Source organism: Kitasatospora sp. NPDC001132 (genome assembly GCF_053598415.1).
The window spans coordinates 26,842-49,306 of sequence record NZ_JBSFKF010000028.1; the positions used below are offsets into that span (position 1 = coordinate 26,842).

A 22,465-nucleotide genomic window follows, 5' to 3' on the forward strand; every position below is an offset into this window, starting at 1 on the left:
CGGAGCTGCGGCCGGGCGGCGCGGTCAGGCGGTGCGGTCAGGCGGTGCCGGGGGTCTTGCGGGTGGCCACGTTGATGCGGTTCCAGGCGTTGATCGTGAAGCAGACCGAGATCAGCTGCGCCAGCTCGGCCTCCCCGAAGTGCGCGGCGGCCCGGGCGTACACCGCGTCCGAGACGCCGCCGTCGATCCGGGTGATCTCCTCGGCCAGCGCCAGGGCGGCCCGCTCGCGCTCGGTGTACACCCCGGTCGGGGCCTCCGGCCAGACCGGCAGCAGGTAGATCCGCTCGTCGGTCTCGCCGGCCTTGCGGGCGTCCTTGGCGTGCATGTCCAGGCAGTACGCGCAGCCGTTCAGCTGGGAGGTGCGCATCTGGACGAGCTCGACCAGGGCGGGGTCCAGGCCCTCGCGGGCGGCGGCGTCCAGGGCGATCATCGCGCGGAACACCTTGGGGGCGGTGCGGGCGTACTCGAGGCGGGCGGGGGCCTCGGTGATCTCGGCGGCCCGGGTGGTCCCGGTGTTCTCGTTCGTCGTCATGGCTACGACCCTAGGCGCGGAATGAACCACCTCTCTGGGTCATTCAGGGGGTGGTTTCGCGGGTCAATCGGCTCGGTCGGCCGGGGAATCCCGTAAGCCCCGGCAACACGCCGGAGCAGTGTCGGCACGTCGCGTCCGGGCGCCGGGCGGCGGATACTGCCAGTACCGCCAGCCGGGCCCGTGAAGGCCTCCGAACAGCGAGGACGGATGCCATGCCGCAGGAACAGCACGAGGAATACCTGATCGAGGAGACCGCCGAGACCGTCGAGCCCGACGAGGAGGCACCCGAGGGCGACACGTACGACGAGGTGGCCGAGCGCCGGGCCGTCGGCGCGGACCCGGCGACCAACGTCGCCGACGTCGTGGAACAGAGCCGGCCGGTGCGGCACGACGAGGAGGAGTACCGGGAGTAGCGGGCGAGTGCCCCCGGCGGCTACAGGGCCCGGCGGCGTTGCAGCCAGACGAAGGCCGCCCACCCCGGCAGCACCGGCAGGATCAGCGTCAGCAGACGGTACAGCGCCACCGCGGCCAGCTCGCCGCCCCGCTCCATCGACGCGGTCTGCTGGAGCAGCCCGAGCAGCATCCCGTCCACCGCGCCGGCCCCTCCCGGGGTCGGCGCCGCGCTGCCCACCGCGTTGCCCACCAGGAACACCACCGCGACCGCGGCGAACGACGGCTCCCGGCCGATCGCCCGGACACTGCAGTACAGGCAGGCGATCAGGCAGAGCGACACCAGCAACTGGCCGGTCACCCCCACCGCCAGCCGGGCCGGGCTGCGCAGCAGGTCCAGCAGCCGCGGCAGCACCTCCGCCGTCAGCGGCCGCAGCCGCGTCGCCAGCCACCGCCGCGCCACCGGGATCGCCGACACCACCGCGAGCAGCGCGACCGCGCCCGCCAGCCCGCCGACCACCGCGGGCAGCGCGTCCAGTTCGGAGCTGCCCGGCGCGAAGTCCACCAGGTAGACGAAGGCGCCGAGCTGCAACAGGTGCAGCGCCAGCCCGATCAGGTTCCCCACGCCGACGCTGGACAGCGCTTGGGCGGTCGGGATCCCGGCCCGCTGCAACAACCGGGTGTTCAGCGCGATCCCGCCGACACCGCCCGGCGACACCAGCTTCACGAACGACCCGGCCACCTGCGCCAGCACCGCGTTGCGGAAGTCCAGCCGCTCCGGAACGAAACCGACGAAGCCCATGGCAGCCGCGACGTGGCTGGTCGCAGCAGCCAGCACCGCCAGCAGCAGCCACCAGGGATCGGCGTCCGCCAGGGCGGAGACCGGGTTGTCCTCCGCGGCGAACAACTGCGGGAGCAACAGCCACCCGGCCATCACCCCGCCCACCACGACCAGCAGCGTCCGCGGCCGCAACCGCTCCAGCCGCACCGGCCGGCCCACCACCTGCGGGCGGGTGCGCAGGACCTCCGCGCGGATCTCGTCGAGCAGGCCGGCGGGCGCGGCGGCGGGGGACTCCGGGCTGGCCTCCGGGCGGGCGGCGGCAGCGCGGGTGTTGGACCCGTCGCCCGCCGGGGCGGCGACGGCACCCCCGGCCGCGCGGGCGTCGCGGTCCGCTGCGTCGGCGTCGTCGCGTTTGCGTGGGGCGGCGACGGCGCCCCCGGCCGCGCCGCCGGTCGTGCCTGCGTCCTTCACCGCGCCCGCGCCCGCGCCCGCGCCCCCGGCCGCCCCGCTGGCAGCGTGCTTCGCGTGCTGCTTGAGGGCGCGGCGGGTGGTGTGGGTGAGGGCGATGGGCTGGAGGAGCGGCAGGGCGGCGCCGACGGGGTCGGGGCCGAGGACGGCGGTGGCCGTGCGGACGGAGCGGGCGGCGCCGGCGCGCAGGGCGAGGGTGGTGAGGAGTTGGGCGAGGTCGCAGCAGAGGACGAGTTCGGTGGCGGCGATGTCGCCGTCGGCGAAGTCGACCAGGTGTACCGCGCCGGAGTCGTCGATCAGCAGGGAGGAGGGGACGAGGGCGCGGTGGGCGATCTCGCGGCGCTGGAGCAGGGCGAGCTGCCGCCAGGCGTCGGTGAGCAGCTCGTCGGTGATCTCCTCGTCGGTGAGTTCGTCCAGGGTGCGTCCGGCCAGCCGCTCGTACGCGATGAGGGCGGTGTCCTGGCCGAGACCGGCGGTGGCCGCGATGCGGCGGGTGCGGACGCCGGCCGCGAGGGCCGCGTAGGTGACGAGTGCCTCGTGCTCCAGCCCGGTGCGCGGGGAGCGCAGGACGCGCGGGTCCGGGGCGGTGCGCAGGCGCAGTCGGCGCCAGGCGCGCTGGACGGCGGCGGCGGTGACGGCCTGCCGGTCGAGGATCTGGACGTCGAGCTCGGGGAGGCCGTCGGCCTGCCGGACCCGGTAGCGGTCGGGCCCGGCCGGCTTGGCCTCGACCGGGCGCAGGCCGCTGTCGCGTAGGGCGCGCAGGACCTCGCCGGGTAGTGGGCAGGGGTCGGGGGTGCCGACGGCGTACAGGGTGCCGTGGGCGCCGGTCCAGCCGATCAGCAGCCCGAGCAGGAGCGCGGTGGGGGTGGCGTACCCGCCGGTCAGCCCGGCGAGGCCGGAGAGGGCGAGGACGGTCCAGGACAGGCGGCGTTCCCGGCTGCCGGAGGCGGTCATGAAGGCGAGGACGGGCGCGAGGTAGCCGTAGACGGGTTCGGTGTGCCCCAGCCCGCCGCCGGGCGGTGGCTGGGTGAGCGCGGTGAGCAGCGAGACCGGGGCGAGGCCGTCGGCCCACAGGTCGAGGCCGAGGGTGGCGCCGTAGGCGAGGACGGCGGCGAGCAGCCCGTCGGAGACCTGTTGGAGGGCGCGCCGCCGGTCGGGGCCCAGCAGGCGGCGGACGGCGAGGCCGACGGGGAGCAGCAGGACGGCGGCGGTGGTGAGTCCGCCGGCCAGGCCCGACAGCGGGCGCGGCACCAGTGCGGCCGCCCCGGCGACGTCGGCGGCGATGCCGCTGGTGGTGGCGCGGGCGTAGTCGGCGAGCAGCAGGGTGAGGGCGATGGCGAACAGGCCGCCGAGCAGCCGGATCAGGGCGACGGGCTGGCGGACCCGGCCGGTGGCGGGCAGCGGGCGGGTCCGGAACCGGCCGCCGCCGCTCTGCCCGGGTATCCGGGTGGTGGCCCGTGCGGCGCTGCCGCCGGCCGGGGCCCCGGTGTCGCGGCCGCCGCTTCCGACGTCGGCGCCGCTGTCGTCGCCGTCCCGCGTTCCCGCGCCGCGCTGCCGCGCCGTCGCACCGCCGGGGTCGCCGCCGGTGTCGCCGTTCGTTCTCCCCGTCACGATCGCCACGGATGGCATGCTCCCATGCCGTCCGGGGGCGCGGAGCGGGGATTCGGCACTGTCCCCGGGACGGGCGCCGCGCCTGCCGGGCCAGCGGCGTCGGCGGTGCGGGAGGGGTGGATCATCGGGGGCAGGGGGATCGGCGGGATCGCCCCCGGGACGCCCTGCCGGGACCGTCGCAGGACCGCGCCGGGAGGACCCGGCCCCGGGCGCGCCCCGGTGGGCGAACTGCCGCCGGGTGGCGCGGATTTCGGCCGGTGCCGTCGTCACCGGCCGTCGCCACCGTCCGTCGCGACCAGCTGGCGCCCCGGGCCCGCGCCGCGCCCCTCGCCCGGAGTGGGCGCCCCGCGCCGGGGCGGCATAGCCTTCAGTCATGAGCGCCTGCGAAGACCTCGCTCTGGCCCCTCGGAACATCGAGCCCCGGCCGCCCGCGGACGGCTGCGCCGACTGCCTGGCGCAGGGCCGTCGGGACTGGGTGCACCTGCGGATCTGCCTGGACTGCGGGCATGTCGGCTGTTGCGACTTCTCGCCGCAGCGGCACGCCACCGCGCACTTCCACAACACCTCCCACCCGGTGATCCGCTCGTACGAGCCGGGGGAGGACTGGCGCTGGTGCTTCGTCCACGAGCTCATGGGCTGAGGCGGCCGAGGCGGCCGAGGCGCGCTCTCCCTCCCCGCACGGCTTCTCCGCGGTGGCGCGGCCCCGCAACCCGGATAAAATCCGGACATAACGCCCGTGCGGCCGCTCCGGCCGGCGTCCGTCCGGCCGGTGGCCGACGAAGGGAGGTCGACGATGACCAAGCGAATGCCCGGCAGCACCGCCAAGTTCCGCCAGGGAACGCAGGAACTGCTGGAGCGCCGGGGCATGGCGAGCCCGCCCGCCCGGCTGGCACCGGAGCCGAGCGCCGGCACGATGACCCGGACCGCCGCCGGTTTCGGCGCCGGCGGGGCCTTCCGGCACGGCGGAAGGGACGCGCCGGGCACGGCGGTGCACGCGGCCCCGGCGATGCACGCCGAGCTCAAGGGGCACCGGCACCGCGGCGCGGAGAAGCACTCCGCCCACTGAGTCGCGGCACACCGCGGGGCGGGCGGCCGGATCGTGGCCGCCCGCCCCTGGCGTGCGGTCAGGGGGCCTGTCGGGTCGGGCCGCGAGGAGGACCGCCGCCGCCACCCTCGCCCCCGCTGGGCCGTGTGGTGCCGGAGGGGCGCCTGTCAGTGCTGTGCGCTACGTTCCTCCCGTTCACCAGGGCACACGGCACGGCAGGACGACGGGGGCGGGGCGCACCATGACCGACGTGATCACGGAGGAGCCGGTCGAGCTCCAGCTGGAGCGGTACCGCACCGAGCTGACCGGCTACTGCTACCGCATGCTCGGCTCGGTCTTCGAGGCCGAGGACGCCGTGCAGGAGACGATGGTCCGCGCCTGGCGCGGGCACCGGGGCTTCGAGGGGCGGTCCGCGCTGCGCTCCTGGCTGTACCGAATAGCCACCAACGTCTGCCTGGACGCGTGGAACGGCCGCAACAGCCGGGCCCGGCCGATGGACCTGGCCGGTCCGGTCACGGTGGCCACCGCGTACGACACCCAATTGCCCGAGGTGACGTGGATCGGCCCGGCGCCGGACGGCCGGGTGCTGTCCGAGACGGGGGATCCGGCGGACGTGGCCGCCCAGCGCGAGTCGGTGAAGCTGGCCTTCGTCGCCGCGCTCCAGCGCCTCGCGCCCCGGCAGCGGGCGGTGCTGATCCTGCGCGAGGTGCTCGGCTGGAAGGCCGCGGAGGTGGCCGAACTGCTGGGCGTCACGGTGGCCTCGGTCAACAGCGCGCTCCAGCGTGCCCGGGCGGCGCTCGCCGCCGACGACTCGGCGGCCCGGCCGGCCCCGGAGCTGGCCGAGGAGCACCGCGCGCTGCTGGACCGCTACGTCCGCGCCTTCGAGGCGTACGACATGGACGGCCTCGCCGCGCTGCTGCACGAGGACGTCACGCTCAACATGCCGCCGTTCGCGATGTGGCTGCGCGGTCGGGACGAGCTCCGGGAGTGGATGCTGGGCCCCGGGCACGGCTGCCGCGGTTCCCGGCTGCTCCCGGTGACGGCCAACGGCGGGCCGGCCTTCGGCCAGTACCGGCCGAGCCCGGAGGGCGGGCACGAGCCGTGGGCGCTGATCGTGCCGGAGGTGTCAGGGGGCAGGATCACCGGCTTCACCAACTTCCTGGACACCGACGTGCTCTTCCCGCTCTTCGGCCTCCCGCCCCGGCTCGACGCCGAGCCCGCCGTGCCGGCCGTGCCGGCCGTGCCGGCCGAGCCCGCCGTGCTGGCCGAGCCCGCCGCCGGGTAGCTCCGGCAGCTCCGGTGACAGGTCGGTGAGGTCGGCCGGGCCCGGCAGCAGCGCCGAGAGCCCGCTGAACGCCAGCAGTTCGCGCAGCGGGCCGCCGACGTTCCGCAGCACCACGGCCACCCCGTGTCGGGCGGCGGCCAGCCGTAGCCGGGCGAGCGCGTCGACGACGGCCAGGTCGGGGGCGGTGAGTGCGCCCAGGTCGCAGGTCAGGAGGGCGCTACGGTGCGGTGCGGTCGTCATGGTGTCCATGGCGGATAGGACCGTTGAGGCGGCCGGGAGTCATCGGTCGGGTGGCAGAGTGGGGGCGACCGAACCCACCCTGCCCCTGGAGGAGCACCGTGACGACCGAGCCCTTGAAGTCCCGCGAGGAGTGGCTGGCGTCCCTGCCCCGGATCTACGCGGCGGCGGGCTGCCTGCTGCGGGACGAGTCCGGCCGGATCCTGATCGTGAAGGCCGGGTACCGCGAGCACTGGCAGTTCCCGGGCGGCACGATCGACCTCGGGGAGGGCCCGGTCGAGTGCGCCGTACGGGAGTTGGAGGAGGAGACCGGCATCGTCCGGGAGGCGGGCGAGCTGCTGGCCATCTCCTGGACCCATGCCTCGGCCGAACTCGACCACCCTGCCCAGCACTTCCTGTTCGACTTCGGCACCGTCCCGGACGGCACCCCCGTGACCGTCCCGGCCGGTGAGCTGGACGACTACCGCTGGGTGTCGACCGAGGAGGCCCTGGGCCTGCTCGGGCCGGCCCGTTCGGCCCGGCTGCGGGCGGCGCTGGAGGCGGCGGAGGCCGGCCGGGTCCGGATCGTCACCACCAACGTCTCCGGGTTCTGATCGGACGCGGCAGCGGACGGGGGCGCGGAAGCGAACACCGAAGTCGAAGCCGGAGCCGAAGTCGAAGCGCAAGTGCCCTGCCCCGGGCGGTCGTCGCGCCGGCGGGGCAGGGCATCGGTGGCGACTCACTCCTTCGACTCGGACTCCGGGTTCCGGGCGGCGACGATGGCGGCGATCGCCTCCGAGACGAAGGCCTCCGTCTCGGACTTGTCGACCTTCAGCCCGGCCAGCACGCCCTGGCCGTTCTCCAGTTCCAGCAGCGCGAGCAGGAGGTGCTCGGTGCCGACGTAGTTGTGCCCGAGCTTGAGCGCCTCGCGGAAGGTCAGCTCCATCATCTTCTTGCCCTGGGCGTCGTAGGGGATCAGGGCGGGCACCGTCTGCTCGACCGCGGTCGGCAGAGCGGCGGTGGCCGCCGTGCGGACGGCTTCCGGGGTGACGCCCTGGGCGGCGAGCGCCTTGATCGCGATGCCCTCGGGCTCGGCGAGCAGGCCGAGCAGCACGTGCACCGGGGTGATCTCGGCGTTGTTCGCCTTCCGGGCCTCCTCCTGCGAGGCCACCACGACCTTGCGGGCCCGGGGGGTGAACCGGCTGAAGCCCTGGCTCGGGTCGAGGTCGTTTGGGGTGCCCGGGTCCTTGGGGACGAAGCGCTTCTGGGCGGCCTGCTTGCTGACGCCCATGCTGCGGCCGATGTCGGTCCAGGAGGCGCCGGAGCGGCGGGCCTGGTCGACGAAGTGGCCGATGAGGTGGTCGGCGAGTTCGCCGAGGTGGTCGGCGGCGATGACCGCGTCGGAGAGCTGGTCGAGCGCGTCGGTGTGGACCTGCTTGATCGCGGCGATCAGGTCGTCGAGGCGCAGCGGAGTGGTGTTGGGAGCAACGGGATTCTCCATGCGTCAACCGTAGGTTGTCGATCCGAGGATCGTCAACCATCGGTTGACGATGGTTTCGGAGGTCTTCTTGCGGGTCCCGACGCGCCGAAGGGGCTCCGGCGGCCCGCGTTACGCGGTGGGCAGCAGTCGTTCCCGGACGGCGGCGATCCGCTCGGGCGTGACGCCGGCCGCGAGCAGGTAGCCGACCGGGTCGAACCCGTCGAGCGCGGCGGCCAGGGCGGCCTCGGCGGTGGTCCCGGCCTCGGCGAGCACCGCGTCGATCCGGCGGTACGGGTCGGGCAGGCCCAGCATCCCGTACAGCGGGCGGATGTTGGGGTCGCTCATCAGGTAGTCCTCGGTGATCGCGGACCGTTCGACCCCGGCCAGGGAGAGCAGCAGGAGGGTGGCCAGGCCGGTGCGGTCACGGCCGGCGCCGCAGTGCACGACCACGCCACCGGGGCGGGCGCCGGCGATCACGGAGACCAGCGCGGCGGCGGCTTGCGGGCAGTGGTCCAGGTACGGGCGGAGCGCGAGCGGGGTGCCGTCCAGTCGTCCGTGGGTATCCCACCAGGCGGGGCCGGCCAGTTCGTCCAGCGGGACGCGGACCAGCTCGACGTCCTCGGGGAGCGGGAGGAGCGGCTTGTACTCCTCGGCGTCGCGCAGGTCGACCACGGTGCGGACGCCGTGGTCGAGGAGGGCGTCCCAGCCCTCGGCGGTGAGGCGGTCCAGGTTGTCCGCCCTGACCATCGCGCCGCGGGCGGTGAGCCGGCCGGCGGCGGTGGGCAGCCCGCCCAGGTCGCGGACGTTCAGGCAGCCGTCCCAGACGAGGGTGCGTTCCTCGGTGCTGCTCGGCGCGTACGTCGTCCGGTTCATGGGGTCCCCGTTTTCCTCGGTCGGGGGTCCCGTTACCCCCTCGTTATGAACGACTCCCGGGAGATCCGGATGGTTCCTCGCTGTTCGAGTCCTCGGAACCGGCTGTTCAGCGAAGCCGGAGGGGAGGGGAACCGCGGGGAGGGGAGCGACGGGGAGGAGAGGGTGCGGCGCGCTCAGGCGGCGGTCGGGGCCTCGGCCTCGGCGCGGACCAGCCGCTCCATCGGCTCGACCGCGATCTGGCCGAGCATCGAACCGGCCACGATCGCGCCGATCAGGAGGACGGTGGACAGCCAGGCCATGGTCGACACCGGCAGGGTGAAGGCGCCGACCACCCGGGCCGCGCACTCGGTCAGCAGCGCGGTGCCCCAGATGCCCGAGAACAGGCGCTCGTGGCGGCGGAACGCCCGCGACCCGGCCGCCCGGCCCTCGACCAGCCGCTGCCAGGCGGCGGCGCGCTCCGTCCGGCCCTTGGTGAGGAAGGGCATCAGCATCGGGGTCATCACCGGCCGGCCGATCAGCGCGGAGACCAGGATCGCCAGCGCCACGGTGCCGCTCAGGCCGCCGTCCTTGGCGATCATCAGCCGGGCGTCGCCGGTGACGAAGGTCAGCGCCAGGCCCGCCAGGTTGACGGTCAGCATCAGGGCGGCCCACAGGTTCAGCCTGCGCTCGCCCAGCAGGCCGAGGACGGTCCGGGCGGCCGGGAAGGCGCTGCTCCAGGCCAGCGCGGCGAACTCGCTCAGGCCGAGGGCCGAGTGCAGCAGGTAGTAGCCGGCCAGCGGCGCGGCCACGTCGAGGGCGAGCGGGCGGAGCCCGGAGACCAGCGGGTTGGGCGTCTTGGCGTGGGCGGCGGTGACGGCCAGGGCGGGAGCGGCGGCGGTGCTGGTGACGGCGGCGGCACTGACGGTCTGGCTCACGGTGGGTTCCTCCCCGGCTGGTGGCCGCGGGCCACTGCCCGCGTCGTGCCACCAGTCTTTCCGCCGGACCCTCCGTCAGAGCAGTGCCGTCCGTTGCGTCATCCGCGTGACAGTTGTCATGGTGCGCGCCGTGACACCGCCTCCGACCTGCTGCTTTCCTCGCCCCGTCGGGGAGGCGGACTGCCCCCGGGGGCTACTCCCCGACGGGGAAGGCCCACAGCTCGCGGCCCAGGGTGTCCAGGCAGCGGACGGTGCCGAAGCGCTCGTCCCCGGCGGACAGGAAGCCCCGGGCGGCCCCGGCCAGGACGGTCCGGGCGACGCCGTCGCCGCCCGGTGAGGCCCAGGGCGCGCAGGGCGGGTGCGAGGTGCTCGCGCAGGCCCTTCGCGTGGAGCCCGTGGTGCTCGTGGAGCTCCTGGGCGGTCGTCATCGTGGTCTTTCCCTGCGTGCTGCCGGTGGCGGTCCCTGCCGGGGCGCCGCGCCCCGTCGGTGGTGCTCTCCGCGGGGACGGGCCCCTGCCCCGGGGGGAGGCCCGCCGGTGGGAGTTCCCCGTCGGTGCTGGTCCCCGGAGGGCCGGCCCAAACCCGGGAGGGGCGTGCGACCGGGGCCGGTACGGGTCGTGCGTGCGCCCTCGAACGGGGGCGGGGTCGCGGTGGCGGGCCGGGAATGCCGGCGGACCCGGTGTCCGGGTGCGGCGGCGGCCGGGTTGCTTCGCCTACCGACAACGTAGGGCGGACGGGCCCGCCCGGGCCGTGGGCGAACGGCGGCAGTTCTCGGGACCTTGGCCCCGGCCGCGCCGGTCGTTCGGCCGGAGCCGAAGTGTTCGCCCGAATGGCGCATCATGTGGCGGGTGCAGAGTGCAGAGCGCCCCGGAGCGGGCACCGGCGGCCCCGTCGGCCGGTCCGGACCAGTACCACCCGACGGCCCGCCACCGGGCCCGGCCTCCGCCCGCCCCGACCTGACCGAGGCGGTCCGGGCCGCGCAGGGCGGCGACGAGGAGGCGTTCCGGCTGCTGTTCCGGACGGTGCAGCCGGGCCTGCTGCGCTACCTGCGGGTGCTGGTCGGAGGCCGGCCGGAGGACGCGCAGGACGCCGAGGACATCGCGTCCGAGACCTGGCTGCAGATCGCCCGGGACCTGCGCGGCTTCTCCGGGGACGGGGACGCCTTCCGCGGCTGGGCCGCCACCGTCGCCCGCCACCGCGCCCTCGACCACCTGCGCGCCCGGCGTCGCCGTCCGGTCGCCGACCTGCCCGTCGAGCAGTTGGCCGAGCTGGCGGCGGGGGACGACACCGCGCGGGCCGCGCTGACCGCGGTCGGCACCGCCGACGCGCTGGCCCTGATCTCCCGGCTGCCGCGCGACCAGGCCGAGGCCGTGCTGCTGAGGGTGGTCATGGAGCTGGACGCGGAGAGCGCCGCCCGGGTGCTCGGCAAGCGGGCCGGCAGCGTCCGGATGGCTGCCCACCGGGGCTTGCGGCGGCTGGCCAAGCTGGTCGAGCCGCTCGCGTCCGGGGGCGGCATCCCGGCCGCCCGGGCCGGCGGACGGGCGGCCCGCGCCGAGGCCGGTGGGGGGCCCGAAACCGCCGGAACCACTGCCGGGACCGCCCCCGGAACAGCCGCCGGAGTGAGCGCGGGCGAGGCCGCCGGGCGACCCACGGGGAAACCCGCGAAAAAAAGTTCTCCGCAGGGTGTGACAGAACGCCGGGCCGCGACGCTGAAGGACATGAGATGAGCACCAACCGATCCCGTCGGATCGACCGTGATGCCGCCGAGCAGCTGCTCGGCGGTGCCGTGGGCGGCCCGTCGGCCGGGCAGGACGCCTCGCTCACCGGACCGGACGGCGGTCCCGGGCAGCTCGCCCGGGTGCTCGCCGCGGCCGCCGCTCCCGCGACGGCCGAGGAACTGGCCGGGGAGGAGGCCGCCCTGGCCGCGTTCCGGAAGGCGAGTCTCGCGCCCGACCCGACAGTGACCCCCGTCCGGAGACGATCGATGGCAACCGCCGCGCTGGCCAGGGCCTTCAGCACGAAGGCCACTGCCGTCGTGCTCGGCGCCACCGCGCTGTGCGGGGTCGCCGTCGCCGCCGGCACCGGCAACCTGCCGTCCCCGCTGGGCGGCGGCCCGTCCGCACCGGAGCACGGGCTCGCGGGCGGGGACGCGGCCGGCGGCCCCGTGCCGGCCTCGTCGACCGTCGGCCCGTCCGCGGGCGTGGCCCCGTTCGGTGCCGTGACGTCCGGCGCCGCCCGTCCGTCCGGCGGACCGCAGGCGGTCGTCCCGTCCGATCCCACGACGCCCGGCACCCCCTCGGCCGAGGGGCGCGGCCTGCGAACCGCCGCCCCGCCCGCGCTGCTCGGCCTCTGCACCGGCTTCACCGACCGAACGGCCAAGGGCGAGCACCCGAGCAAGCTGGTCGGCGACCCGCTGTACGGCCCGCTGGTCACGGCGGCCGGCGGCGCGGACCGGGTGACGGACTACTGCAAGGCCGCGACCGGCGACGAGGACGGCGACCACCAGGGCGCCACCACCTCGACGCGGGGGCCCGGCCGCCCCGGCACCGTTCCCGGTGCGGGCGCGGGCAAGGGCCACAGCGACGGCGGCCGGACCGGTGGCAGCGGCAACGGCACCGGCACCGGAAGCGGCGGTACCGGAGGCGGCAACGCCGACGGCGGCGGCAACGGCCAGGACACCGGCGGCGCCGGCAGCAGGCCGGGCAAGTCCGGCGTCACTCTCCCGCCCGCCCCCGGCGCGCAGGACGTCCGCCCGAGCAAGCCCGACCGGTCCGAGAACCAGCAGTCGGCCGAGAGGTAACCCCGAGAACTCCGGGTGGGCGGCGAGCGACTCCCCCCGGGCTCGCCGCCCACCCGGAACAGCACCACCCGCACCACCCGCAGTACCCGCACCATCCCGCACCACCCGCGGGAAGCAGCACCACCCGAAGACCCCGGGTGGCCGGTCGGCTCCCCCGTGCCCACCGGTCCGCCCGGCCGGCCCCGGCCGGACCGGTAGGCGCACCCCCGGACGCGCCGCCGGACCGGCCGGCCCGGAAACGTGCGGCCCGCCCGCCCGCAGTCAGGGCGGGCCGCACCCCCGTGCCGGCGGCCGGGGGACCGCTGCCCGGTCCCCCGACCGCCACCCTCCGCCCCTGGTCGGGCCGTTCGGCCCGTACGGCGGTGCGGCTATCGTGCACAGGTGCACGAGGCGGCCCGGGACCCCGGGCAGGGCACGTGAGGGGAGCTCCAGGTGATCGGACGGGCGCTGAACGGGCGTTATGAACTCGTCGAGTTGCTCGGCGTCGGCGGCATGGCCACCGTGTGGCGCGGCGTCGACCGGGTGCTGGGCCGTCAGGTGGCCGTCAAGGTGCTCAACGGCGGCCTCGCCGACGACCCCCGCTTCGCCGAGCGGTTCAGCCGCGAGGCCCAGCACGCGGCCATGCTGGCGCACCCGAGGATCGTCATGGTCTTCGACTCCGGCGTGGACCAGGGCACCCCGTTCATCGTCATGGAGCTGGTCAGCGGCCGTTCGCTGGCCGCCCTGCTGGCGGAGCGGCAGGCGCTGCCGGTGGAGCGCGCCGTCGGCATCGCGGCGGCGGTCTGCGAGGCGCTGTCGGTCGCGCACGCGGCCGGGCTGGTGCACCGGGACATCAAGCCCGGGAACATCATGATCACCGACGACGGCGGGGTGAAGGTCGTCGACTTCGGCATCGCCAGGGCCGGTTCCTCCAACAACCTCACCCAGACCGCGAGCGTGCTCGGTACGGCCGCCTACCTCTCGCCCGAACAGGCCACCGCCTCGGAGCTGGACGGGCGGACGGACCTGTACGCGGTCGGCTGCGTGCTCACCGAGATGCTCACCGGCGCGACCCCGTTCACCGCCGACACCCCGGTGGCGATCGCCTTCAAGCACGTCAGCGAGCAGCCCCTGCCGCCGTCCGTCCGCCGCCCCGGCCTGCCGCCCGCGCTGGATGCGGCGGTGCTGCGGCTGCTGGCCAAGAACCCGGCCGACCGCCCGGCCGACGCGGCCGCCGCACGGGCCGAACTCCTCACCACCGTGCCCGGGTTGATGGTCGGCGATCCGACCGCCGAACTGCTCGCGAACACCGCCGGGGCCGAGACCCGGTTCCTTCCGCCCGTTGCCGCCGCCCCCTCGCCGAACCGGCAGCACACCACCGTGCTGCCGCCCCAGCCGCCGGCCGCAACCTCGGTGATGGCGCCGGTCCCCACCCCCACCCCCGCCCCGGCGCCGGCTCCCGTCCCCGCCCCCGCCCGCGGCCGGCGCAAGCCGCTGGTGCTCGGGGCACTGGGCGTGGCGGGCCTCGCCGGGGTCACGGCGCTGGCCCTCACCGCCTTCGACGGACCGGCCGACGGCGCGGCCGCCGCCAAACCGGCCGCGGCCACCGCTCCGGCGGTGACGCCCACCACCCAGGCCACGACCCCCGCCCCGAAGGCCTCCGCGCCGACCTCGGCGGCGCCCACCACCACCGCGCCCTCCGCGCCCTCCGCGCCCCCCGCGCCCACCTCGGCCGTCCCGCGCAACCAGCCCGCCGCGCTGCAGATCCAGTCCTTCCGTCAGGCCGTCGCCCAGGCCCAGGTCAGCAAGGAACGGGACAAGCAGGCGGAGCTGCTGAGGATCCTCGACACCACCGCCGCGCGCCTCAACGAGGGCAACCCGGACGACGCCGCCCAGGAGCTCAGGAACGCCCAGAAGGTGGTCCGGGACATGGGAAAGAAGCACGCCGTCGACGTCCCGACGTACGCCAACTGGAACACCCGCCTCTCGGCCCTGTTCGCCACCCTCCACACCGCCGCCGACCTCCAGGACGACTGACGGTCCACCAGAACGGGCCCGTGCTGACGATCGGATCCCTCGCCCTCGGCGTCTGCGGCGTGTCCCGCGCCGGCGCCTTCCGGACGGCCGCCCTCGACCACGTCCCGCGCGGCGGCCCGGTCGGGGGCGACCGGACGGTCCTCGCCCCGGCCGGCAACCGCTCCTGCGTGATCGACACCAGCCGCTCCTGAGTCCACCGCCTTGTCCACAACCTGTGGGCAAGGCGGTGGGTCCGACCCGGGTCCACGGCCCGTGCAGGCCGCTGGTACGGGCCCGCCCGCGCCGGCCGGCGGGTTCACTCCTGCTTCCGGATCCTCCGCTCGACGTTCCCCCGGATCGCCTGGGACGCCGTCCCGGCCGCGGCCGCGAGGAACACGAAGTTGTACCCGATCTGGATCGTCACCACGAGCCGGGCCGTCTGCCCCGCCGGGGTGATGTCGCCGTACCCCACGGTGGCCATCGTCACGACCGTGAAGTACAGCGCGTCCAGCCGGGTCTCCAGCCCGGCGAACTCCGCTTTGCGCGAGCCCAGTACGAAGTACGTCCCCGCGAAGATGGTCAGCGCGAGGAAGATCAGGAAGATCAGCCAGACCACCGGCCGCTTGGCGGTGCCCCGCATCACGCCGATGATCTTGGCCAGCATCAGCCAGCTCATCCCGACGAGCGCCCCCACGAAGGCCAGCCAGCTCAGCCGCGGCCGGCGCTCGCCCAGCCACTCCAGCGGCAGGACGAAGTACCCGACCATCAGCAGCGTCGACGCGCACAGCAGCCAGAACCAGGCCCTCAGGTCGGTAGGCGGCGGCGGGTTCTCGGACATCCCGTCCAGCCTCGCCGCACCCGCTCCCGCCCGCCCTCCCGCCTGCTCCGACCGGGCGAGCCCCGCCGGACCCGGGCTCCCCTTCAGGCCACCGGCCGAGGAGGCCCGGCAGGCCCGGCCCGCTCGGCCCGTCCGGCCCCCGGTTCGTCCAGCAGCTCCAGCACCGCCAGGACGGCGAGCAGCCCGAGCGCCAGACAGAGCGTCACCAGCACCGTCGGGTAGCTCCACAGCACGAAGGCCAGTGCCGTGAGCGCGACCGCCAGCCAGCCCAGCGGGGCCTTCCAGCGGTGGACGAACCGGCCGACCGGCCCGAGCCGCAGGCCGGCCCGTCCGGCCACCCGCCGTACCCCGCCCAGCCCGGCGCGCCAGCCGCCCCGGACGGTGCGCGCCCAGCGCCCCGGGCCCGTGACCCAGGCGCCGAGCGCGACCAGCAGACCGAGGGTGACCACCACCCGGACGGCCGAGCGCAGGTACCGCACCAGGGTGTCGTACACCGCCTGGGCGGCCGCCTGGTCGACGTCGGCCGGCAGCCGGTCCAGGTAGACGGCCCGGAACACGCTCAGCCCGACGCCCAGCAGCAGCGCCCCGCCCGCCATGCCGAGGGACGCCACCACCACGGCCCGGCGGCGCCGCGCGGCGAGCAGCACCCCGCCGAGCGCGCAGGCGCCGGCCAGCACCGGCACCCAGAACCCGGCCAGGTTCAGGACCCGCAGGGTGGCGCGGATCTCCGGCAGGGCGTCGGACTGCACCAGCGGGTAGGAGGTGTGGATCTCCGGGATCCGGGAGGCCAGCGGGATCCCCTGGTCGACCAGCTTGGACTTCACCCGGGCGATCACCGGGGCGAGGTCGAGCACCACGGTGTCGCCGTGCACCTCGACGGCGCCGCCGCCCTGCCCGGTCACCATCTGCACGACGGCGGCGTGCGCGTCCCGGTTGGCGTCCGTCCAGAGGGTGACGAAGGCGTCGCTGTCCACCAGCCGCTCGACCTGGGTGTGGACGAAGCCGCTGAGTCCGCCCTCCAGGGCCTGGCCGACGCCGCCCAGCAGCGCGCCGAGCTTGGGCTTGTCAGCCGGGGCGAGGCCGTCGAGCAGCGAGTCGAGCGGGAGCTTCTTCATGATCTCCGCGGTCGCCCGGTCGGTGACGGCCGCCTTGATCCGGGGGTCCTCGGCCAGCGGGGCCATGGTCGCGAGGTAGCGGTCGGTGTCGCTGATCTCGGACCTCGCCCAGAGCGCGAGGGCGCCGAGCGGGGTGAGCACACAGGCCAGCACGATCAGCAGGGCGGCGAGGAAGGAGCGCACCAGGTGCCGGGGCGGGCGCGCTGCCGAGCCGGCCGCCAACTGCTCGGCGAGCCGCGCCTCCTGGGCCTCGACGGCGCTCAGCCGGGCCCGCAGCTCGGCCAGTCCGTCACCGGACCCGTCACCGGACCCGTCACCGGACCCGTCACCGGGACCGTCACCGGACCCGTCGCCGGGACCGGAACCGGCACCGGGCTCGCCCTCACGCTTACCGTCGCGCTCGCCGCCGGGCTCGTCGGTGGGCATGCCGGGACTCCGTTCCTCCGGTGGTGCACCCAGGAGACAACGGATCAGATCGGACGGCCAGTCGGGAGGGGCCGGGTGCCCGGACGGCCCCGGAACGCGGAAAGCCCCTGGTGGGTCACCAGGGGCTTTCCGGAGTCACGGAGGGAGGATCAGGCGGCCGTCTCGGGCCGCTTGGTCTCGGTGGCCTTGGTCACGTTGGTCGGCGTGACGGCCGGGCGGTCGGCGCTCTGCTGGGGAGCGGCGGTGCTCTGCGCGGTACCGGCGGCGTCCACCGGGGTGTCGTCCTCGCGCATGGCCTTGGTCTCGGCCTTCAGGATGCGCATGGACTTGCCCAGGCCACGGGCCATCTCGGGCAGCTTCTTCGATCCGAACAGCAGGACTACGACCGCCAGCACCACGAGAATGTGCCAGGGCTCAAGACCGTTCCGCAGCATCCCTGGCCACCGGTCCCTTCTTGTCTAGAGTCATGGCGGGCGCTAGCGCCCGTGCTGGCCAGTATGCCTGGCCCTGACGGAGAACGGATACACCGGCCGGGAAACGCTGGCCAAAAACCAGGTGCCGTTCAGGCGGATCGCGAGGACCGCGGTGCCCGGCTGGCCGAATACGGGTGCCGAAGCTCACATGCGCCGCTCGTGTCGGTGCGTTCGGCGCGTTCAGTAGACGAACGGCACCAGACGCTTCGACACCCGACGGTACTCCTCGTACTCGCTGCCGAAGGCGTCCAGCAGCAGCCGTTCCTCGGCGGAGATCCGCCAGCCGTACCCGGCCAGCAGCAGCGCCGCGGCCACCAGGGCGGCCACCCAGCTGCCGGTGCCGACCGCGTAGCCGGCCCAGACCAGCAGGCTGCCGGTGTAACCGGGGTGCCGGATCAGCCGGTACGGGCCGCCGCGGACCAGCTGCTGGGTCTCCACGGTGCGCAGGGTGCGGGTGTAGTACCGGCCCAGGGTGCGCATGCCCCAGGCCCGCAGCGCCAGCCCGGCGGCCACCATGGCGACCCCGAACCAGCGTGCCCAGGCGGGCAGTTCGCCGATCCCGGCGCGGTCGAACAGCACCACGACCAGGACCGAGGCCGGGTAGCAGCCGAGCAGCAGCCGGGTCGACCCGCGGTCGCGGCGGTCGGCGTGCCAGGTGCCGGCGGAGGCGTCCTCACGCCGGCGCAGCAGCAGCTCGTAGGCGATCCAGCAGAGCAGGCCGAAGAGGGAGAGGAGGGAGGGCAGGGACATCAGGGCTCCCGGCGGTCGGATCCGAGGTGTGCCTCCACGGTCCTCCGACCGGGCCGCCGGCACACCCACCCGGGGGTGGACCCGCCGCGATCCACCTCCGGGTGGAGTTCCGGCGGGCCGTGACTCGCGTGGATCGGCCGGGTGGGTCAAACGGTGGTGGGCTCGGGGGCGGGCGCGGTGGTGGTGGCGGCCGGGAGGTGGCGCATCAGGCGGTAGGTCAGGGTCGCGGCGCCCAGGGCGAAGACCAGGCCGACCACGGCCGCGACGTGCAGGCCATCGGTGAAGGCGGTGCGGGCGGTCTCCAGCAGATCGGCGCCGACCCGGCCGGGCAGGTGGCCGGCGACGGTGACCGCGCCGCCGAGGGTGTCCTGGGCGGCCCGGGCGGCCTCGCCGTCGACGCCGGCCGGGAGGGCACCGTCCAGCCGGTGGCGGTAGACCGCGGCGCCGGCCGCGCCGAGCAGGGCGATGCCGAGCGAGCTGCCGAGCTCGACGGCGGTCTCGGAGGTGGCGGAGGCGGCGCCGGCCCGTTCGACCGGGGCGGCGGAGACGACCATCTCGGCGGTCATCGTCATGGTGCCGACCGTCCCGGCGGCCAGCACGCCCGCCGCGGTGAGGATGAGCGCCAGCGGGGAGTGCGCCCCGACCCGGGTCATCATCGCGAAGCCCGCCGAACCGACCAGGAACCCGCCGCCCATCAGCACCGCCGGGCGGACCTTCCCGGCCAGCGCCGAGCTGACCCCGACCGCCGCGCCGACGCCCAGGCTCGGCACCAGCGACCAGAGCGAGGCGGTCAGCGGGCTCATCCCCTTGACCAGCTGGAGGTACTGCGAGGTGAAGAGCGAGAAGCCCATCATCGCGAACATCGCGATGCTGTTGACGCTGATCGCGCCGCTGAAGGTGCGGATCCGGAACAGGCTCAGGTCGAGCAGCGGGTCGGCGGCGGTGCGCTGGCGCCGGACGAAGGCGGCGGCCAGCAGCAGCCCGACGGGGATGGCGAGCCCCGGCAGCGGGCTCCAGCCGTCGACGGCGACCGTCTTGACGCCGTAGACCAGCGGCAGGATCGCGGCCAGTGAGAGCGCGGCGCCGAGCAGGTCGAAGCGGCCGGTGCGACCGGGGGAGCGGTACTCGGGGAGCAGGACGGGCGCGGCCAGCAGCACCAGGGCCATCACCGGGACGGCGAGCAGGAAGGCCGAGCCCCACCAGAAGTGCTCCAGCAGCAGGCCGCCGGCGACCGGGCCGAGGGTGGCCCCCGCGGTGAGGACGCCGCCCCAGGCGCCGAGGGCGATCTGCCGCTGCCTGGGGTCGTGGAACATGTTGCGGATCAGCGCGAGCGTCGAGGGCATCACGGTGGCCCCGGCCGCGCCGAGCACCGCGCGGGCCGCGATCAGCTGGCCGGCGTCGTGCGACCAGGCGGCCAGCAGCGAGGCGCCCGCGAAGCCGGCGGCGCCGATCATCAGCAGCCGGCGGCGGCCGATCCGGTCGCCCAGGGCGCCCATCGTGATGAGCAGCCCGGCCAGCAGGAACGAGTACATGTCCATGATCCACAGCTGCTGGGTGCCGCTCGGCGCCAGCGTGGTGGAGATGTACGGGACGGCGAAGAAGAGCACACCCATGTCCATGGTGAGGACGAGGGTCGGGAGCAGGAGGACGGCCAGGCCGATCCATTCGCGGCGGCCTGCGCGGCCGGTGGTTGCGGTCATGGGGTAGACGGTACGAATGTGTCAGACGCCTGTCTAGTACAAATGTGCAAGACATCCGTCCAGGACTTCCGTAGGATCAGGGCATGGGAAACCGCGAAGACCTGATGGCCGGCGCCAAGCGCTGTCTGTACGAGAAGGGCTACGGGCGCACCACCGCCCGTGACGTCGCGACCGCCTCCGGCGTCAGCCTGGCCGCGATCGGCTACCACTTCGGCTCGAAGGAGGCGCTGCTCAACGCGGCGATGATCGAGGCGATCGGGGAGATGGGGGCGGCCATGGGAGCGGTCGTGATCGCCGCCAACCGGGTGTCGGACGACCCGGAGGTGCGCTTCGCCGCCGTCTGGGACGGCCTGCGGGGCGTCTTCGTCGAGCACCGCGGGCTCTGGGCGGCCCAGTTCGAGGCGCTCGCCCAGGCCGGGCACGCCCCCGACCTGGCGCAGGCCCTCGCGGCGGCGCAGAAGGAGGGACGGCTCGGGCTGGCCGCCGTGTTCCAGGGGGTGTCCGAGGTGCCGGACACCGAGGAGGAGGTCGCCCGCGGGGCCTTCTACCAGACCCTGCTGGCCGGCTACTGCGCCCAGTGGCTGGCCGCGCCCGAACTCGTGCCCGGCGGGCAGGACTTCCTGCGCGGACTGCGGCTGGTCAGCGACAGCGTGTTCAACCCCGTGGAGCCCCCGCCCGCTACGCGGTGACGGCGGTCAGCAGCACCACCGAGTCGACGTGCGCCAGCAGCCCGTGCCGCTCCTGCGGGACGGGCTCCAGGTGGCCGGCCGGCAGTTCCAGCCGCCGGCCGGCGATGGTCAGCGAGACCCGGCCGCGCAGCACCTGGACACTGCCCGCGGGGGGCGGGTTGTGCTCGTCCAGTGCGGTGCCCGCGGTCAGCGCGATCACGGTCTGCCGCAGCATCCCGTCGTGCAGGACCAGGTGGGCGCTGCGCCCGTGCGGACTCTCGGCCGCCCGGGCGGCGTGCTCCACGGCGAGCTGTTCGAGATCGGGCATCGCGCCTCCTCCTCGCTCCGGGTCCGGGCGCACTCCGTGTGCCCAGGGTCGCGGACGCCCGGGCGGCCCGCACCCGGAGGCGCCGCGCCCTGATCCGACGGAATCCAGGAGGCCGGCCCCGGCCGTCCCGCCCGAGCAGTCCGAGGTGCGGCCCCCGCCGACTGCCCGCATCGTGGAGGCATGGCGACCAACCAGAGAATGTTCAGCGGTTTCCAGGTCAACCGTCCGGTGCTGGCCGGCGGCGTGGCGCTCACCGCGATCGGCACGGTGCTCAGTGCGGCCGGGGCGACGATGGTCTGCGTGGCCCTGCTCGCCGCGGGGCGCACGTGGGTGCGCGGCCTGGAGACGCGACCGGCCGCGATGGCCCAACGGGCCCTGCGCGAGGCGCGGGTGGCGTCCACGGCGGGCTGGGAGGCCTGGCGCGCCGAGCACGGCTCGCCCAACTGATCCGGGACGGCCGCCGGTGAGGGTGCCGGTACGGGTACGGCGGGCCGCCCGAGGGCGACCCGCCGCAGCGTTCGAACGGCCTGAACGGCCCTACAGGCCGAGCGACTTGGCGATGATGCTGCGCATGACCTCGCTGGTGCCGCCGTAGATCCGGAACACCCGGTTGTCGGTGTAGAGCCGGGCGATCGGGTACTCCAGGATGTAGCCGTAACCGCCGTGCAGCTGAAGGCACTTGTCGATCACGGTGGAGGCCGACTCGGTGCAGAACAGCTTCGCCGCGGCCGCGTCCGCGACGGTCAACTCGCCGTTCTGGTACAGCTCCAGCGCCCGGTCCACCATCGACTGCTGCGCCACCACCTGGGCCTCGCAGTCGGCCAGGGTGAACTTGGTGTTCTGGAACTCGGCGACCGCCTTGCCGAACACCTTGCGGTCCTTGACGTACTGCACCGCGAACCGCACCGCCGCCGCGGCCGCCGCGTACGCGCCGACGGCGATCGCGAGGCGCTCCTGCACCAGGTTGTGGGTCAGGTAGGAGAACGCCCGGCCCTCCTCGCCGAGCAGGTTCTCCACCGGCACCCGGACGTCGTCGAACGCCAACTCGGCGGTGTCCGAGGTGCGCAGGCCGATCTTCTGGAGCTTGCGGCCGACGGTGTAGCCCGCGGAGGCGGTGTCCACGCAGAGGATGGACAGCCCGGCCCGGCGGTTCTCCGGGTCGTGCGGGGCGGTGCGGCAGACCACCAGGACGAGGTCGGCCAGCACGCCGCCGGTGATGAAGGTCTTGGCGCCGTTCAGGACGTAGTGGGTGCCGTCCTCGGAGAGCCGCGCGGTGGTGGAGATGCCCGCGAGGTCGGAGCCGGCGCCCGGCTCGGTCATCGCGATCGCGGTCATGATGTCGCCGGAGACGAAGCCGGGCAGCCAGCGCCGCTTCTGCTCCTCGTTCGCGTACTCCAGCAGGTAGGGCAGCACCAGGCCGGTGTGAACGCCGGAGGAACCGAAGCTGACGCCCGCCCGGGCGGTCTCCTCGGCGATCACCGCCTGGTACTTGAACCCGCTCTCGCCCGCGCCGCCGTACTCCTCCGGCACCTCGATGCCGTAGACGCCGAGCGCGCCGAGCTGCCGGTAGAAGTCGCGCGGCGGGTGGCCCTCGGCCTCCCAGCTCTCGTAGACCGGGACGACCTCGTTGGCGATGAAGTCCCGGATGGTCTCCCGGAAGGCCTCGTGGTCCTCGTTGAACACGGTGCGGCGCACGGCGGCGCTCCCTTCGACGGCACCGGCCGGAGCTGCCGACCGGAGCGGAACATGCCTGGTGATGGCCCCACAAGTTAATCGG

At 75.0% G+C, this 22,465-nt stretch carries 23 protein-coding genes and 1 pseudogene; 11 read left to right on the top strand and 13 right to left on the bottom strand.

Annotated features, from left to right (window positions below):
- Positions 1-37 precede the first annotated feature (37 nt).
- Positions 38-532: a carboxymuconolactone decarboxylase family protein gene (locus tag ACWDBE_RS29335; RefSeq protein ID WP_449809527.1), complete on the bottom strand. Its 495-nt coding sequence runs from the start codon at positions 530-532 to the stop codon at positions 38-40.
- Positions 533-744: 212 nt separating this feature from the next.
- On the opposite strand from ACWDBE_RS29335, the gene ACWDBE_RS29340 reads away from it, so the two are divergent.
- Positions 745-945 (top strand): hypothetical protein, encoded by a 201-nt coding sequence (locus ACWDBE_RS29340; protein WP_449788369.1) that lies wholly within the window; start codon positions 745-747, stop codon positions 943-945.
- Between the two features lie 20 nt (positions 946-965).
- On the opposite strand, the gene ACWDBE_RS29345 is transcribed toward ACWDBE_RS29340, so the two are convergent.
- Entirely contained in the window at positions 966-3,791 is a 2,826-nt protein-coding gene (locus ACWDBE_RS29345) for a lysylphosphatidylglycerol synthase domain-containing protein (protein WP_449809528.1), read from the bottom strand.
- A gap of 364 nt (positions 3,792-4,155) precedes the next feature.
- Between ACWDBE_RS29345 and ACWDBE_RS29350 the strand changes: the two genes are divergently transcribed.
- The 3 genes from ACWDBE_RS29350 (at position 4,156) to ACWDBE_RS29360 (ending at position 6,112) form a co-directional block, all read left to right on the top strand.
- Complete coding sequence (locus tag ACWDBE_RS29350; protein WP_392868030.1) at positions 4,156-4,422, top strand: UBP-type zinc finger domain-containing protein; 267 nt, start codon at positions 4,156-4,158, stop codon at positions 4,420-4,422.
- Between the two features lie 153 nt (positions 4,423-4,575).
- Positions 4,576-4,848, top strand: coding sequence for a hypothetical protein (locus ACWDBE_RS29355; RefSeq protein WP_449809529.1), 273 nt, complete (start codon positions 4,576-4,578; stop codon positions 4,846-4,848).
- A 220-nt stretch (positions 4,849-5,068) separates the two neighbouring features.
- The gene (locus ACWDBE_RS29360) at positions 5,069-6,112 is read left to right on the top strand and encodes a sigma-70 family RNA polymerase sigma factor (RefSeq protein ID WP_449809530.1); all 1,044 of its coding nucleotides are present in this window, start codon (positions 5,069-5,071) and stop codon (positions 6,110-6,112) included.
- 69 nt (positions 6,113-6,181) lie between these two features.
- On the opposite strand, the pseudogene ACWDBE_RS29365 reads toward ACWDBE_RS29360, so the two are convergent.
- A pseudogene (locus ACWDBE_RS29365) lies at positions 6,182-6,361 on the bottom strand (STAS domain-containing protein); the annotation flags it as partial.
- Positions 6,362-6,450: 89 nt separating this feature from the next.
- On the opposite strand from ACWDBE_RS29365, the gene ACWDBE_RS29370 reads away from it, so the two are divergent.
- Entirely contained in the window at positions 6,451-6,942 is a 492-nt protein-coding gene (locus ACWDBE_RS29370) for an NUDIX domain-containing protein (RefSeq protein WP_449809531.1), read from the top strand.
- Positions 6,943-7,067: 125 nt separating this feature from the next.
- On the opposite strand, the gene ACWDBE_RS29375 is transcribed toward ACWDBE_RS29370, so the two are convergent.
- From ACWDBE_RS29375 to ACWDBE_RS29385, 3 genes are all read right to left on the bottom strand, one after another.
- Positions 7,068-7,829: a Clp protease N-terminal domain-containing protein gene (locus ACWDBE_RS29375; protein ID WP_449809532.1), complete on the bottom strand. Its 762-nt coding sequence runs from the start codon at positions 7,827-7,829 to the stop codon at positions 7,068-7,070.
- Positions 7,830-7,937: 108 nt separating this feature from the next.
- Positions 7,938-8,681: a tyrosine-protein phosphatase gene (locus ACWDBE_RS29380; protein WP_449788363.1), complete on the bottom strand. Its 744-nt coding sequence runs from the start codon at positions 8,679-8,681 to the stop codon at positions 7,938-7,940.
- Between the two features lie 173 nt (positions 8,682-8,854).
- A complete protein-coding gene (locus ACWDBE_RS29385; protein WP_449809533.1) occupies positions 8,855-9,595 on the bottom strand; it encodes a VC0807 family protein in 741 nt (246 codons plus the stop codon).
- Positions 9,596-10,434: 839 nt separating this feature from the next.
- Between ACWDBE_RS29385 and ACWDBE_RS29390 the strand changes: the two genes are divergently transcribed.
- The 4 genes from ACWDBE_RS29390 (at position 10,435) to ACWDBE_RS29405 (ending at position 14,602) form a co-directional block, all read left to right on the top strand.
- The gene (locus tag ACWDBE_RS29390; RefSeq protein WP_449809534.1) at positions 10,435-11,322 is read left to right on the top strand and encodes an RNA polymerase sigma factor; all 888 of its coding nucleotides are present in this window, start codon (positions 10,435-10,437) and stop codon (positions 11,320-11,322) included.
- Positions 11,319-12,395, top strand: a complete 1,077-nt coding sequence (locus ACWDBE_RS29395) for a hypothetical protein (RefSeq protein ID WP_449788360.1) — start codon at positions 11,319-11,321, stop codon at positions 12,393-12,395. The genes ACWDBE_RS29390 and ACWDBE_RS29395 overlap by 4 nt, the downstream gene beginning before the upstream one ends.
- 432 nt (positions 12,396-12,827) lie before the next feature.
- Positions 12,828-14,411, top strand: a complete 1,584-nt coding sequence (locus ACWDBE_RS29400) for a protein kinase domain-containing protein (RefSeq protein WP_449809535.1) — start codon at positions 12,828-12,830, stop codon at positions 14,409-14,411.
- A 20-nt stretch (positions 14,412-14,431) separates the two neighbouring features.
- Complete coding sequence (locus ACWDBE_RS29405; RefSeq protein WP_449809536.1) at positions 14,432-14,602, top strand: hypothetical protein; 171 nt, start codon at positions 14,432-14,434, stop codon at positions 14,600-14,602.
- A gap of 104 nt (positions 14,603-14,706) precedes the next feature.
- On the opposite strand, the gene ACWDBE_RS29410 is transcribed toward ACWDBE_RS29405, so the two are convergent.
- The 5 genes from ACWDBE_RS29410 to ACWDBE_RS29430 form a co-directional block, all read right to left on the bottom strand.
- On the bottom strand, positions 14,707-15,228 hold the full coding sequence (locus tag ACWDBE_RS29410; RefSeq protein ID WP_449788357.1) for an ion channel: 522 nt from the start codon (positions 15,226-15,228) through the stop codon (positions 14,707-14,709).
- Between the two features lie 83 nt (positions 15,229-15,311).
- On the bottom strand, positions 15,312-16,769 hold the full coding sequence (locus ACWDBE_RS29415; RefSeq protein WP_449809537.1) for a hypothetical protein: 1,458 nt from the start codon (positions 16,767-16,769) through the stop codon (positions 15,312-15,314).
- A 149-nt stretch (positions 16,770-16,918) separates the two neighbouring features.
- Positions 16,919-17,203, bottom strand: coding sequence for a Sec-independent protein translocase subunit TatA (gene tatA / locus ACWDBE_RS29420; protein ID WP_449788355.1), 285 nt, complete (start codon positions 17,201-17,203; stop codon positions 16,919-16,921).
- A gap of 219 nt (positions 17,204-17,422) precedes the next feature.
- Entirely contained in the window at positions 17,423-17,992 is a 570-nt protein-coding gene (locus tag ACWDBE_RS29425) for a methyltransferase family protein (RefSeq protein ID WP_449809538.1), read from the bottom strand.
- A 146-nt stretch (positions 17,993-18,138) separates the two neighbouring features.
- Complete coding sequence (locus tag ACWDBE_RS29430) at positions 18,139-19,692, bottom strand: MFS transporter (protein ID WP_449809539.1); 1,554 nt, start codon at positions 19,690-19,692, stop codon at positions 18,139-18,141.
- A gap of 83 nt (positions 19,693-19,775) precedes the next feature.
- Here ACWDBE_RS29430 and ACWDBE_RS29435 point away from each other — a divergent pair, with 83 nt between their 5' ends.
- A complete protein-coding gene (locus ACWDBE_RS29435) occupies positions 19,776-20,381 on the top strand; it encodes a TetR/AcrR family transcriptional regulator (protein WP_449809540.1) in 606 nt (201 codons plus the stop codon).
- On the opposite strand, the gene ACWDBE_RS29440 is transcribed toward ACWDBE_RS29435, so the two are convergent.
- Complete coding sequence (locus tag ACWDBE_RS29440) at positions 20,371-20,688, bottom strand: cupin (protein ID WP_449809541.1); 318 nt, start codon at positions 20,686-20,688, stop codon at positions 20,371-20,373. The two genes, ACWDBE_RS29435 and ACWDBE_RS29440, sit on opposite strands and share 11 nt — an antisense overlap.
- A gap of 180 nt (positions 20,689-20,868) precedes the next feature.
- Here ACWDBE_RS29440 and ACWDBE_RS29445 point away from each other — a divergent pair, with 180 nt between their 5' ends.
- The gene (locus ACWDBE_RS29445) at positions 20,869-21,135 is read left to right on the top strand and encodes a hypothetical protein (RefSeq protein ID WP_449788351.1); all 267 of its coding nucleotides are present in this window, start codon (positions 20,869-20,871) and stop codon (positions 21,133-21,135) included.
- Between the two features lie 90 nt (positions 21,136-21,225).
- Here the strand turns inward: ACWDBE_RS29445 and ACWDBE_RS29450 are convergent, their stop codons facing one another.
- Positions 21,226-22,383 carry an acyl-CoA dehydrogenase family protein gene (locus ACWDBE_RS29450; protein WP_449788350.1) on the bottom strand — a complete coding sequence of 386 codons (1,158 nt, stop codon included), beginning with the start codon at positions 22,381-22,383 and terminating at the stop codon, positions 21,226-21,228.
- Positions 22,384-22,465 lie beyond the last annotated feature (82 nt).